Annotated in this window: 16 protein-coding genes and 1 pseudogene; all 17 read right to left on the minus strand. The window is 59.9% G+C overall.

The annotated features are described in order from the left end of the window. Positions 1-172 precede the first annotated feature (172 nt). Positions 173-478 carry a 50S ribosomal protein L24 gene (gene rplX, locus AAAX35_RS07595; protein ID WP_349117242.1) on the minus strand — a complete coding sequence of 102 codons (306 nt, stop codon included), beginning with the start codon at positions 476-478 and terminating at the stop codon, positions 173-175. A gap of 13 nt (positions 479-491) precedes the next feature. After that, the gene (gene rplN / locus AAAX35_RS07600; protein ID WP_006235041.1) at positions 492-860 is read right to left on the minus strand and encodes a 50S ribosomal protein L14; all 369 of its coding nucleotides are present in this window, start codon (positions 858-860) and stop codon (positions 492-494) included. Between the two features lie 118 nt (positions 861-978). Further along, a complete protein-coding gene (gene rpsQ, locus AAAX35_RS07605; RefSeq protein WP_006235040.1) occupies positions 979-1,239 on the minus strand; it encodes a 30S ribosomal protein S17 in 261 nt (86 codons plus the stop codon). 16 nt (positions 1,240-1,255) lie between these two features. Next, positions 1,256-1,471, minus strand: a complete 216-nt coding sequence (gene rpmC, locus AAAX35_RS07610) for a 50S ribosomal protein L29 (protein WP_006235039.1) — start codon at positions 1,469-1,471, stop codon at positions 1,256-1,258. A gap of 107 nt (positions 1,472-1,578) precedes the next feature. Further along, positions 1,579-1,974 (minus strand): annotated as a pseudogene (rplP, locus tag AAAX35_RS07615) (50S ribosomal protein L16); the annotation flags it as partial. Continuing rightward, entirely contained in the window at positions 1,974-2,684 is a 711-nt protein-coding gene (rpsC, locus tag AAAX35_RS07620; RefSeq protein WP_006235037.1) for a 30S ribosomal protein S3, read from the minus strand. The pseudogene rplP and the gene rpsC, both read right to left, overlap by 1 nt. 6 nt (positions 2,685-2,690) lie before the next feature. After that, positions 2,691-3,062 (minus strand): 50S ribosomal protein L22, encoded by a 372-nt coding sequence (gene rplV, locus AAAX35_RS07625; RefSeq protein ID WP_006235036.1) that lies wholly within the window; start codon positions 3,060-3,062, stop codon positions 2,691-2,693. A 14-nt stretch (positions 3,063-3,076) separates the two neighbouring features. Continuing rightward, on the minus strand, positions 3,077-3,337 hold the full coding sequence (gene rpsS / locus AAAX35_RS07630; RefSeq protein WP_006235035.1) for a 30S ribosomal protein S19: 261 nt from the start codon (positions 3,335-3,337) through the stop codon (positions 3,077-3,079). 32 nt (positions 3,338-3,369) lie between these two features. Next, positions 3,370-4,200 (minus strand): 50S ribosomal protein L2, encoded by an 831-nt coding sequence (gene rplB / locus AAAX35_RS07635; protein WP_022094198.1) that lies wholly within the window; start codon positions 4,198-4,200, stop codon positions 3,370-3,372. 179 nt (positions 4,201-4,379) lie between these two features. Then, positions 4,380-4,667: a 50S ribosomal protein L23 gene (rplW, locus tag AAAX35_RS07640; RefSeq protein ID WP_022094197.1), complete on the minus strand. Its 288-nt coding sequence runs from the start codon at positions 4,665-4,667 to the stop codon at positions 4,380-4,382. Beyond that, positions 4,668-5,294 (minus strand): 50S ribosomal protein L4, encoded by a 627-nt coding sequence (rplD, locus tag AAAX35_RS07645; RefSeq protein ID WP_006235032.1) that lies wholly within the window; start codon positions 5,292-5,294, stop codon positions 4,668-4,670. 46 nt (positions 5,295-5,340) lie between these two features. Next, positions 5,341-5,961, minus strand: a complete 621-nt coding sequence (gene rplC, locus AAAX35_RS07650) for a 50S ribosomal protein L3 (RefSeq protein WP_035137484.1) — start codon at positions 5,959-5,961, stop codon at positions 5,341-5,343. Positions 5,962-6,409: 448 nt separating this feature from the next. Beyond that, positions 6,410-7,036 carry a histidine phosphatase family protein gene (locus AAAX35_RS07655; RefSeq protein WP_349117243.1) on the minus strand — a complete coding sequence of 209 codons (627 nt, stop codon included), beginning with the start codon at positions 7,034-7,036 and terminating at the stop codon, positions 6,410-6,412. 39 nt (positions 7,037-7,075) lie between these two features. Continuing rightward, complete coding sequence (locus tag AAAX35_RS07660) at positions 7,076-8,230, minus strand: cation diffusion facilitator family transporter (RefSeq protein WP_349117244.1); 1,155 nt, start codon at positions 8,228-8,230, stop codon at positions 7,076-7,078. A gap of 151 nt (positions 8,231-8,381) precedes the next feature. Further along, entirely contained in the window at positions 8,382-9,596 is a 1,215-nt protein-coding gene (locus AAAX35_RS07665; protein WP_349117245.1) for a hypothetical protein, read from the minus strand. A 40-nt stretch (positions 9,597-9,636) separates the two neighbouring features. Then, positions 9,637-11,361, minus strand: a complete 1,725-nt coding sequence (gene accD / locus AAAX35_RS07670) for an acetyl-CoA carboxylase, carboxyltransferase subunit beta (RefSeq protein ID WP_349117246.1) — start codon at positions 11,359-11,361, stop codon at positions 9,637-9,639. Next, entirely contained in the window at positions 11,348-12,691 is a 1,344-nt protein-coding gene (locus AAAX35_RS07675) for an acetyl-CoA carboxylase biotin carboxylase subunit (protein WP_271761067.1), read from the minus strand. Before AAAX35_RS07675 ends, accD begins: the two co-directional genes overlap by 14 nt. Between the last annotated feature and the right edge of the window lie 9 nt (positions 12,692-12,700).

Below are 12,700 nucleotides of genomic sequence, written 5' to 3' on the forward strand. Positions count from 1 at the left end.
ACCCGTGCCCGAGCTCGAAGAGCCCTATGGCCGCCTTCCTGGCCTCGGCATCATGCTTCACCCTCAAATCAACGCGCATAAAGAAAGCCTCCCATTTCTCATGTCCAAGAAATGGGAGGCAGTTCACTTGGGGCATCCGGGCCTTTGCTAGCAACTTGATGTTGCGGGCAGCTTAGAACTTGTGGCCGCACTTCTTGCAGACGCGCAGCTTGTTCTTGCCGTCCTTCTCGTGACCGACGCGGGTAACCTTACCGCACTCGGGGCAAACGAGATTGACGTTGGAGGCGTCGATGGGAGCCTCCTGCGAAACGATGCCGCCCTGCTGGTTGGCAGCGTTGGGCTTGACGGCCTTCTTGACGACCGAAACGCCCTCGACAACGACCTTGTTCTCGGCGGGGAGAGCACGCAGGACAACGCCCTGCTTGCCGCGATCCTTACCAGAGAGAATCTGGACCTTATCGCCCTTCTTGATATACATATATCTCCCCTAACTACAGGGTCTCGGGAGCGAGCGAGACGATCTTCATATACTTCTTGTCACGAAGCTCGCGAGCGACGGGCCCGAAGATACGGGTGCCGACGGGCGAACCATCGTTGTTGATGACAACGCAGGCGTTCTCATCAAAGCGAATGTAGGAGCCATCCTTGCGGCGGATCTCCTTAACGGTGCGAACGACGACGCAACGGACAACGTCCTTCTTCTTGACGTTGGCGCCAGGGGTAGCCTCCTGGACAGCACCGATGAACACATCGCCGATGCCTGCATAACGACGCTTGGAACCGCCAAGCACCTTGATGCAGCGAATCTTGCGAGCGCCGGAGTTGTCGGCGACGTTCAGCATGGTTTGCATCTGAATCATGGTAGATGTTCCTCCGAACTAAGAACCGAAGAGAGGTGCGCAGCCTTTATACGGCCCGTGGTATGCAAGCCAGGCATACGCACATCTTCGGAAACGTACAAGTCGTAAGAGCGACTGCTTATTTAGCGCGCTCGACGACCTCGATGAGGCGCCAACGCTTCATCTTGGACATAGGACGGGTCTCCATAACGCGGACGGTATCGCCCACGCCAGCCGTGCACTCCTCGTCGTGAGCGTGCAGCTTCTTGGAGCTGGTCATCATCTTGCCGTACTTGGGGTGACGCTTGCGCTCGGTGATGGTGACAACAATGGTCTTGGCACCGGAGACGGAGGTAACGACACCCGTACGGACCTTACGCGAGTTACGCGAATCAGTCATGTTCTCTCCTTAGGTCCTACTCGGCGACAGCGGACTTCTCCGCTGCGATCTCGCGGGCGCGCTGCTCCGTGAGGACGCGAGCGATGTCCTTCTTCACGGTGTTGACGCGAGCGGTGTTGTCCAGCTGGCTGGTGGCCATCTGGAAACGAAGGTTAAAGAGCTCGGCGCGCATTTCCTTCAGCTTCTCAACGAGCTGAGCGTCCGAGAGCTCACGAATCTCTGCGGGCTTCATTAGTTCTCCTCCTTGGCGGCGGCGGCGTCCTCAGCAGCCCACTTGGCCTCGAGAGCGGCCTCCTCAGCCATCTCCTTCTCGATGCGCTGCTCAGCGTTCTTGGCAGCAACAATCTTGGTCTTGATGGGGAGCTTGTGCTGCGCAAGACGCAGAGCCTCGCGAGCGACCTCCTCGGGAACACCCTTGACCTCGAACATGATGCGGCCGGGCTTGACGACGGCCACCCACTCCTCGGGGTTACCCTTACCAGAACCCATGCGAGTCTCGGCAGGCTTCTTGGTGATGGGCTTATCGGGGAAGATCGTGATGTAGACACGACCGCCACGCTTCATGTAGCGGGTCATGGCAATACGAGCGGCCTCGATCTGACGGTTGGTGATCCAATGGGCCTCGAGAGCCTGGATACCAAACTCGCCGAAATGCAGCTCGGTATTACCCTTGGCCTGGCCCTTCATGGAGCCACGCTGCACCTTGCGGTGAAGAATACGCTTAGGGGCAAGCACTACTGACCCCTCCTCTCGGAGTTACGACGACGAGGACGGGAAGAGCCCTCGAGTGCAGGGTTGGGAACAGGCTGGCCCGGGAGCTTCTCGCCCAGGTAAATCCAGACCTTCACGCCGCAAGCGCCCATGGTGGTGCTGGCGACAGCCGTGCCGTAGTCGATCTTGGCACGGAGGGTGTGCAGAGGCACGCGACCCTCGCGGTACCACTCACGACGGCCCATCTCGGCACCGCCGAGACGACCGGAGCACTGGATACGGATGCCCTTAGCGCCGGCCTTGCGGGCGGACTGGACAGCCTTGCGCATAGCGCGACGGAAGGCAACGCGGCCCTCGAGCTGCTCGGCGATAGACTGAGCAACGAGGTTGGCGTCGAGCTCGGGGCGCTTGATCTCGACAACGTCGACGGAGAGCTGGCCCTTGGAGACGCCAGCGACCTTCTCGAGCTCGGTGCGGAGAGTATCGATCTCGGCACCCTTCTTACCGATGACAACGCCGGGGCGAGCGGTGAGGATGATGACCTTCACCTTGTCGCCAGCGCGCTCGATCTCGACGCGGGAGACAGCTGCGCGGGAAAGACGCTTCTCGAGGTACTTGCGGATCTCGAGATCGTTACCGAGGGTCTTAGCGTAATCCTTCTCTGCGAACCAGCGGGAGCGCCAGTTCTCGGTGATGCCAAGACGGAAGCCGGTGGGGTAGACTTTCTGACCCATACAGCTTTACGCCTCCTTTCGAGGAGCAACGACGACGGTGATGTGGGAAGTACGCTTCAGAATGCGAGAAGCGGAACCCTTGGCGCGGGGACGGATGCGCTTAAGCGTCGGACCCTCGTCAACATAGGCAGCGGCGACAACCAGGTTGTCGGCACGCAGACCGTTGTTGTTCTCGGCGTTCGCAACGGCGGAACGGAGAACCTTCTCGACATCCACGGCGACGGCGCGGTCGCAGAAGTGGAGGATGTCGAAGGCCTGAGCGACAGGCTTGCGGCGGATCAGATCGACCACCAGGCGGGCCTTGCTGGGGGAAACACGCACGTACTTAGCGACAGCGCGAACCTCGGTGGCCTCAGTTTCAATAGACTTAGTTGCCATTTACGGTTAACCCCCTATTTGGCCTTGTGGCCACGGAACGTACGAGTCGGCGCGAACTCGCCGAGCTTGTGACCAACCATGGACTCGGTAACATACACGGGCACATGCTTGCGGCCGTCGTGGACGGCGATGGTGTGACCAACCATCTCGGGGAAGATGGTGGACGCGCGGGACCAGGTCTTCACGACGTCCTTCTTGCCAGCCTCGTTCATCGCGGTGATACGCGAGAGAAGGCGAGTCTCCACGAACGGGCCCTTTTTGAGACTTCTGCTCATAAGTGCTTTCTCCTAAAACTCGGTATCCGAAATTACTTCTTACGGCGACGAATGATGTGCTGGTTCGAGACCTTCTTCTTCTTGCGCGTACGAAGGCCCTTCGTCGGCTTACCCCAGGGGGTAACAGAGGGACGACCAGAGGTGTGGTTCTTGCCCTCGCCACCGCCGTGCGGGTGGTCGACAGGGTTCATGACGGTACCGCGGACGGTCGGGCGCACGTTCATGTGACGCTTACGGCCGGCCTTGCCGATGACGATGTTGGAGTGATCGGCGTTGCCGACCTCACCGACGGTGGCGCGGCAGGTAACGAGGATGCGGCGCATCTCGGAGGAAGGCATACGGACGATAGCGTACTTGCCCTCCTTACCCATCAGCTGGCAGGAGTTACCGGCGGAACGGGCGATAGCAGCGCCCTTGCCCGGCTGGAACTCGACGGCGTGGATGAGCGTACCGACGGGGATGTCGGCGAGGGGCAGAGCGTTGCCCGGCTTGATGTCGGCGTCAGAGCCGGACATGATGGTCTGACCGACCTCGAGGCCCTTGGGGGCCAGGATGTAGCGCTTCTCACCGTCAGCGTAGTGCAGCAGAGCGATGCGAGCGGAACGGTTCGGATCGTACTCGATCGTGGCAACCTTGGCGGGCACGCCGTCCTTGTTGCGCTTGAAGTCGATCACGCGGTAACGACGCTTCACGCCGCCGCCCTGGTGGCGGGTGGTGATGCGGCCGTTGTTGTTACGACCGGCCTTCTTGGGCAGGGGCTCGAGAAGAGACTTCTCGGGCTTGGTGCAGGTGATCTCGGAGAAGTCGGAGATCGTCTGCCAACGCCTACCAGCGGAGGTCGGCTTAAGGTGCTTTACAGCCATTACAATCCCTTTCAATAGGAATCCGTTAGCCATCGCAGACAGGGATTCGAGGTTCTGCCTCGGGTGCGATGACACCGGACGTATACACGGTTCCGGGCGTGTCCATTTTATACGCCCAAAACCTTGAGCCCCCGCCTCCCCTATTTGGGAGGCATGAGCTCACTCAACAGCAGCGAGTCTTAGGCCTGGTTGCCAAAGACCTCGATGGTGTCGCCCTCGGCCAGCGTGACGATGGCCTTCTTCCAAGAACGGGTCTTGCCGGCGACATAGCGCACGCGCTTGGTCTTGGGCTTGACCGTCAGGGTGTTCACGCGAACGACCTTGACGCCGAAGATCTCCTCGACAGCGTCCTTGATCTGATACTTGTTAGCATCCTTGGCGACCTCGAACGTGTACTTGTTCAGCTCCATGCCGGAGAAGGAACGCTCGGACACGATCGGACGGATGATGATCTCGTGGGCGGTCATTTATGCAAGCACCTCCCCGAAGTGAGCGGCGATGTCGGCGGGCATCAGCACAGCGTTGTTGTTGACGAGATCGTAGGTGTTGGCCTCATCAGCGGTGATGATGAACGTCTTGGGAATGTTGCGGAACGACAGGTAGGCGTTGACGTCCTCATCGCGAACGATGATGGTCAGACGCTTGCCCTCAAGGCCGAGAGCCTTGAGCATGGCGACAGCAGCCTTGGTGGAAGGCTTCTCGAAGCCGTAGTCGTCGACGAGCACGAGCTCGCCATCGGCCAGCTTGGCGGACAGCGCGGAGCGCATAGCCAGCTTGACCTCCTTGTTGTTCATACGCTTAGCGTAGGAACGGGGCTTGGGGGCGAAGACAACGCCACCGTGACGCCACTGGGCAGCACGGATGGAACCCTGGCGGGCACGGCCGGTGCCCTTCTGACGCCAAGGCTTCTTGCCGCCACCGGAAACCTCAGAGCGACCCTTAGCAGACTGGGTGCCCTGACGCCAAGAGGCCATCTGGCACTTGACGATGTGGTGCATAACGTGGATGTTCGGCTCGATGCCGTACACCTCAGCGGCGAGCTCGGCCTCGGCGACCTTCTTGCCCTCGCTGTTCTTTACTTCAAACTTTGCCATTTAAGTGTTCTCCTTGGTATGACGCTGGGCTAAATGGGCTGGGCCCTTAGGCCATACGGATGGCGACGAGACCATTCTTGGCACCCGGGACAGCGCCCTTGACCAAGATGAGGTTCTGCTCGGCATCGATGCGGACAACGGAAAGGTTCTTGACGGTAACGCGCTCGTTACCCATGTGACCGGCCATCTTGACGCCCTTGAGGACGCGCGCAGGATAGGCGCACTGACCGATAGAACCGGGGTGACGCTGGAAGTGAGAACCATGCGTCATAGGACCGCGGCGCTGACCCCAGCGCTTGATGCGACCCTGGAAGCCCTTACCCTTGGAGGTACCGATGACGTCGACCTTCTCGACATCAGCGAAATCAGCGACGGTAACGACCTCGCCGACCTTGTGCTCCTCGCCGTTCTCGACGCGGACCTCACGAAGGAAGCGGACAGGCTCGACGCCAGCCTTAGCGAAGTGACCAGCCATGGGCTTGTTCACGTTCTTGGCCTTGATGTCGCCGAAACCGATCTGGACGGCGTCATAGCCGTCGGTTGCCTGAGTTTTAACCTGCGAGACAGCGCAGGGGCCAGCCTGGATGACCGTGACGGGAACGACGTTATCGTCCTCGTCCCAAACCTGGGTCATGCCAATCTTGCGGCCGAGAATCATGCTGATCAAGATATGATCCCAACTCTCGCGTGGTCTTGGGACAATGCGTACACCACCGAGCGTACGCCCCTAGAGGACCACTACTTACACGACGCGCTCCCCAGCCTTGTATTTCGCCCGGACTACCTGACAACCCTATTAAGCAGGCATTTTGTCCAGCCAGAATACTCCCCTGGTTACACACAGCTGTTTAGTATACACGGCTGCGGGCGTATCCATCGAGATTCATATTTCACTCACATTGTTTACGCAGGTAAAGTGCGTGGAGTCGCCTGGGCTTGGCAGAGGGGCGGCGAAATATATTAAGTTTGCTGCTCTACAGTCCTGCGCAAGACGGAAAGCACATTAAGTGCTTTCCTTTGCGTGCGGAACTCGCGACAAACTTAATATATTTCGCCGCCCCTCTGCCAAGCTCGGGAGACGACACGTTGATGTCTGCTTAACTCTGCTCGCTCAGCTAATTACTTTGTTGGGGGTCCACTATTTGCTGGAGGGTGAACTTGCATTGCATTGGCTCGCCTTCTACTTGTGACTTTGCCTCATCGAAATCGAAGATCATGATGGCGCAGTTGGGGAGTTTTGTTGGGAGCTCGAAGCCCTCTGGGGCTGCGGCCTTGATAAATTGGCGGCTGGCGCTGCCGTGGCTTACTGCTAGAAGGGTTTCGATGCCCTCGGAGCCCATGATATTGGTAAGCGCATCCACCATACGTTCTTGCAGCGCCTGGCTTCCTTCTCCTCCGAAGGGGACCAGGTCCTCGCCCGGATCCCAGACGTCGGTGGGCAGCGCGCCGTGCGGGCCTTCTTCGAAGGAGCCGTAGCAGCGCTCGATAATGCCTTCGCAGGGCTCGGCTGCTGCGTCCGGGCCGAGGAGCTCGCATGCGACGAGACTTGCCGTGTCCATGGCTCGGCCTAAGGGTGATGAGACCACTTTGTCGGGGACGACGCCGTGGGCTTTGAGCCATGCGGCTGCCATCCCGGCTTGCTGACGGCCTAAGTCGGTGAGCGGTGAATCGCAGCGGCCCTGGACCAGCTTTTTGACGTTGAACTCCGTCTGACCGTGGCGGAGTAGATACAGCTTCTTCATGCTCTCCCCTTCTGCATAACCTGCTTTGCCGGCATAGCCTTACTCGTGGGTATGCCCTACGTAGTCTTCGTCGATCGTAATCTTGGCAATCGACTTGGGATATTCCGATTCGACCCGTTGTGTCAGCGCGTGCTTTACGTCTTCGGCACTCATCTGCAGATCCGAGGGACGCACGCAGTCAAAGATCACGTTGGTGTGCGTAGGACCCGGCACGCAGCGCAGGTCATGAATCGAGAGGCGGCTATCGATCTCCTGGGCCATGGCGTGAATGCGCAAGCGCATGCTCGCCAGCTTGGGGTCATCGGTCACGATGGGATCGTAGTGAAGCGTAACGATCATGCCGTCTTCGTCCCTAAACGACTGCTCGATGTTATCGAGCGTGTCGTGACTTTCCAACGGGCTGTCCTCGGCCGCCATCTCGGCATGCGCACTTGCAAACTTCCTGCCCGGGCCGTAGTCGTGAACCATCAAATCGTGAACGCCCAAAACGCCGGGATAGCTCATGATCTTGTCTCGAATGTGCTTGACCAGCTTAGGATCGGGCGACTGGCCCAAAAGCGGGCTCACCGTATCCTGGATGAGCTCAAAACCGCTCCAGCCAATATAGGCGCCAACGGCAAGGCCGACCCATGCGTCAAGATTGATGTGCGTCACCTGCGAAACAATTGCGCACGCCAACACGGCGCCTGTGGCAAGGACATCGTTCTTGGAATCATGCGCGGTCGCATGCAGCGTCTCGGACTCAATGCGATCGCCGAGCTTTTGGTTGAGGGCCGCCATCCACAGCTTTACAACCATCGAAAGTGCCAGGACTGCCACCAGGGCAAGCGAGAACTCGACAGGCTCCGGGTTGACAATACGCTCCACCGAGGACTTCACCAGTTCGATGCCAATAAGCAGCACGAGCGCCGCCACGACCAAACCCGAGAGATACTCGTAGCGACCGTGGCCGTAAGGATGCTCGGGGTCGGCCGGCTTGCTCGCCAGCTTAAAGCCCAGCACGCTCACGATATTCGAGCTTGCATCGGACAGGTTGTTCATGGCATCCGCCACAATCGAAACCGATCCCGACAGCACGCCAATTACGCCCTTCGCAGCGCATAGTGCCACATTGGCGAGAATACACACCACGCCCGTCAACGTGCCCACGCGCGCACGGTCGCCCTGCGCACGCTTAACAATCCACTCGACCATCTACATCCGCCCCCACGGTACTACCTATATATCTATTGCTCAAACGGATTGTAGTGTAGTCACTTTGTCCCCCAGATACAAAAAAGGCCGCAACCCACACGGGCCACGGCCTTGGAATATGGCAAAGGAATCGTCCTTGTGTCGCACAGGTTTACGCGCTTACTTCGGCCACGCTCTTCGAGGTTTCGGGTGAATCGGCTCCGTCCCCCGTCGTCTGTCCCTTCGCCGGCACCACGCCAAAGCAGTAGCTCAGCGCCGCAGACACCGCAAATGCCACACCGCCGGCAGCGCAGCACCACAGCAGGTTCGAGATGCCGCCCGTGGCAAAGCCAATGACCATAAGGACATTCGTCATGCCGATGGTATAGGCCGTAACGTGGCCCACGGCCGCAACAAGGCCTCCGACGGCGCCGCCAATGGCCATGCACGTCAGGCACCTGCCATATTTAAAGCCGCAACCGTACAGCGCCGGCTCGCTTACGCCGCCAAGAACACCCGAGATTGAGTAGCCCAGCATGAGCGCCTTCTCGTCCTTATCCGCAACGCGGAGCGACGCGCCAAAAGGCATGCCCCAAACGGCGAACGTCGCCATCGTCGCGGCAATCAGGATGCACGAATCCGTTCCCACACTCATAAACTGCGCGTACGCAAGCGATAGAACGACGTTGCTGACGCCCGCTATCTTTAGGAACTCCCAGCCCGCGGCAAGCCCCATGAGCGTGAGCAGCGACACGATGCCACCGGAATTGCCAAGCATAAACATAAGCTGGCCCAACAGCATGCCCAGATAGCTGCCCGCCGGTGCCGTAATACACAGCGAAACCGGAACCATGACGAGCATGGTCGCAAACGGAACAAACGAAAACGCCACGGCCTTAGGGATAACGCGCTTAAAGAAACACTCCACTCGCCATAGCACGGGCATCGAAATGAGAACCGGAATAACAGTCGTCGTGTAATCGTTGACCGGCGCAGGAAGCAGACCATACACGGAAGTCATCGATGCCCCCGTCGTCGATGCGGCATCGACGAGCTTAAGCAGATCGGGCGCAATCAATACGCCGCCCAGCATCATGCCTAGCTGCTCCGAGCAACCGAGCTGGCGGGCGGCCGCCCAACCAAGATAAATGGGCAAAAAGTAGTAGCCGGCGTTATAGAGCCAACTGTAGAACAGGCGATAGATTTCGGAATCGGCAGACCACAGGCCCAGCATACCTTCGCCCATAATGACGGCAACGGTGCGGAACAACGCCGCGCAGACAATAAACGGCAGCGCCGACATCATGCTTTTGGACAGATAGTCCACCACGGCCATGGCGTTTGATGAAACCGTCGTTGTAAACGAGGTGTTAGAAACTTGTAGCATGGAACGCCTTTCCCAATATGACATGCGGGCTGTCCCTTTGTCACATCGTGCGGTACTGACCGATTGCGCGGTACTTTTCGTAGCGGAGGTTTGTGAGGGTCGCGTCGTCGAGCTGCCCAAGCGTATCGAAGGCATCAAATGCCGAGGACATGACGGCACCGGCGATCTCCTCATGCGACAGGCCCCTATCGTCAACAATGCCGTCGATGATGCCGAGCGCCAACAGATCGGGGGCCGTGAGCTTAAGCGCCTCGGCGGCCTCATTCGCGCGCTCGGTATCCTTCCACAGGATCGACGCACAGGCCTCGGGGCTCACGACCGAATAGGCCGAGCTCGAGAGCATCAGGATGCGGTCGGCCACGGACAGCGCCAGCGCGCCACCAGAGCCGCCCTCGCCTGTCACCACCGAGACAATCGGCGTCTTGAGGCCGCTCATCTCCATGAGATTCTGGGCAATCGCCTCGCCCTGGCCGCGCTCCTCGGCACCGATGCCGCAAAACGCGCCCGAAGTATCGACCAGACACAGAACCGGTCGACCAAACTTTTCGGCCTGGCGCATAAGGCGACGCGCTTTGCGGTAGCCCTCGGGATGTGCCATGCCAAAGTTGCGACGCATGCGCTCTTTGGTCGTGGTGCCGCGCTCGATGGCGATGACCGTTACGGGGCGCCCGTCTTTCCAGCCAATGCCAGCCACCACAGCGGCGTCGTCGCCAAAGTAGCGGTCGCCGTGCAGCTCCACAAATCCATCCAGGCCCAGCGAGATCATCTCGCCTGCCGTGGCGCGATCTGCCGAGCGGGTCTGCTTGACAATCTCGAGCGCGGTTTTTGGTGCGGCCGAGCGCTTGAACAAATGTCCCAGCTTTTTGCCGCGGCGGCCCGTATGCACAATCTCGTGCGGTGCCCCCAGGCCGGGCGCGTGCCCTTCGTGCAGCGCCAGCAGCTCGCCTACCGTGAGCGCAACCTCGCCACGCGGTACAACGGCATCGCAAAAGCCGTGCTCCAGCAAAAACTCGGAGCGCTGGAATCCCTTGGGCAGGCGCTTGTGCATGTTCTGCTCGATCACGCGCGGGCCGGCAAATGCCGTCAGGGCATCGGGCTCGGCCAGGATAATATCGCCCTCCATGGCAAAGCTCGCGGTTACGCCTCCGGTCGTGGGGTCAGTGAGCACCGTGATATACAGGCCGCCCGCCTCGCTATGGCGCCTAACCGCCGCAGAGATTTTGGCCATCTGCATGAGCGAGGTCACGCCCTCCTGCATGCGGGCGCCACCCGATACGGTAAAGCCAACGACCGGCAGTCCCAGCTCGGTCGCACGCTCAAATGTGCGGCAGATCTTCTCGCCCACCACGGAACCCATCGAGCCCATCATAAAGTTGGCGTCCATAAAGAAGAGCGCCGTATCGCAACCGCAGATTTTGCCCTTGCCGCACACAACGGCATCGCGCTCGCCCGAACGTTCGCTCACGCTCTTGAGCTTGTCGGCATAGCCGGGAAACGAAAGGAAGTCCTCCGGCGCCAGACTGGCATCCCATTCCTCAAACGTGCCCTCGTCAATCGTCATGCGCATGCGGTCGCGCCCGCTCACGCGAAAGTGTTTGCCGCAACGAGGGCAGACCTCGAGGTTGTCGTGCAGGCGCGCCTCATCGATCACACGGCGGCACTCCGGGCACTTGATAAACACGTGGCGCGCGGGAAACTCGGCGCACGACTCGGTCATCGGTCCCTCGAGGACGTTGACCGTCTTCGCTTTTCTATTCATCAGCATAGAGATGCCCCATCAGATCGGTGTGATACATGCCCGACAAGAACTCGTCGTTTGCCAGCACGTCGAGCTGAAGCTCGCTGTTTTCGCTCACGCCCTCAATCACGAGCTCGCCCAGGGCCGAGCGCATCTTGCGAATGGCGCCGTCACGCGTGGGCGCACACACGATGAGCTTGCCGAGCATGGAGTCGTAGTACGGCGGAACTTTCGCACCGGCAAACATGGCGGAATCCCAGCGCACGCGCGGACCACCCGGCACACGCAACGCGGTGACCGTTCCGCATGACGGCAGAAAGTCCGGCGTTTCGGCATTGATGCGGCACTCCATGGCGTGGTTGCGGACCGGCATGTCCTCCTGCTCAAAGGGCAGAGGCTGGCCGGCTGCCACGCGCAGCTGCCACTTGACCAAGTCGGTATCGGTCACAAACTCCGTAACCGGATGTTCCACCTGCAAGCGCGTGTTCATTTCCATAAAGTAGAAATTACCGTCGTCCGAATACAGGAACTCGATGGTACCGGCTCCTTCGTAGCCGACGGCACGAGCCAGGTCACGCGCTGCCTTGTGCATGCGAGCACGAATGTCGTCGTGTCCGTCGAGGCACGGCGCGGGGCTCTCCTCGATTAGCTTTTGGTTGCGCCGCTGCACCGAGCACTCGCGCTCGCCGAGCGAAAACACATGGCCCTGCTTATCGGCCATAATCTGTACCTCAACGTGATGCGCCGGCGCGACGAACTTCTCCATGTAGCACTCGCCGTCGCCAAAAACGGCCTCGCCCTCGGCGCGTGCTTCAATAAAGGCCTTTGCCGCATCTTCCGCGCGCTCGACCTTACGAATACCGCGACCGCCGCCGCCCGCACGCGCCTTAATAAGCACGGGGCAGCCAATGCGCTCAGCCTCGGCCGTTGCCTCCTCGGGACTTTTGAGCAAATCGCAGCCCGGCACGATGGGCACGCCCGCCGCGGCAGCCGTTCGACGTGCGGCGTCCTTGTCGCCCATGCTGTCGATCACCTTGGCCGAAGGACCAACAAACGCCAGGCCATACTTGTCGCAGTCGCGCACGAAGCTCGCCTTCTCGGAGAAAAAGCCATAGCCGGGATGAATTGCCTTAGCTCCCGACTTTACGGCACAGGTGAGCACAGCATCGTCGTTGAGGTAGCTCTCGGCAAGACGCGGACCGCCGATGCAATACGCCTCGTCGGCAAGCTGCACGTGCAGCGCGTCCGCATCGGCCGTGGAATAAACGGCGACGGTCTTGATGCCCATATCGCGGCACGCGCGGATAACACGGACCGCGACTTCGCCGCGGTTGGCGATGAGCACTTTGTCGAACATGAAGCCTTC

It is taken from the genome of Collinsella sp. CLA-ER-H11 (assembly GCF_040092445.1).
GTDB lineage: Bacteria > Actinomycetota > Coriobacteriia > Coriobacteriales > Coriobacteriaceae > Collinsella.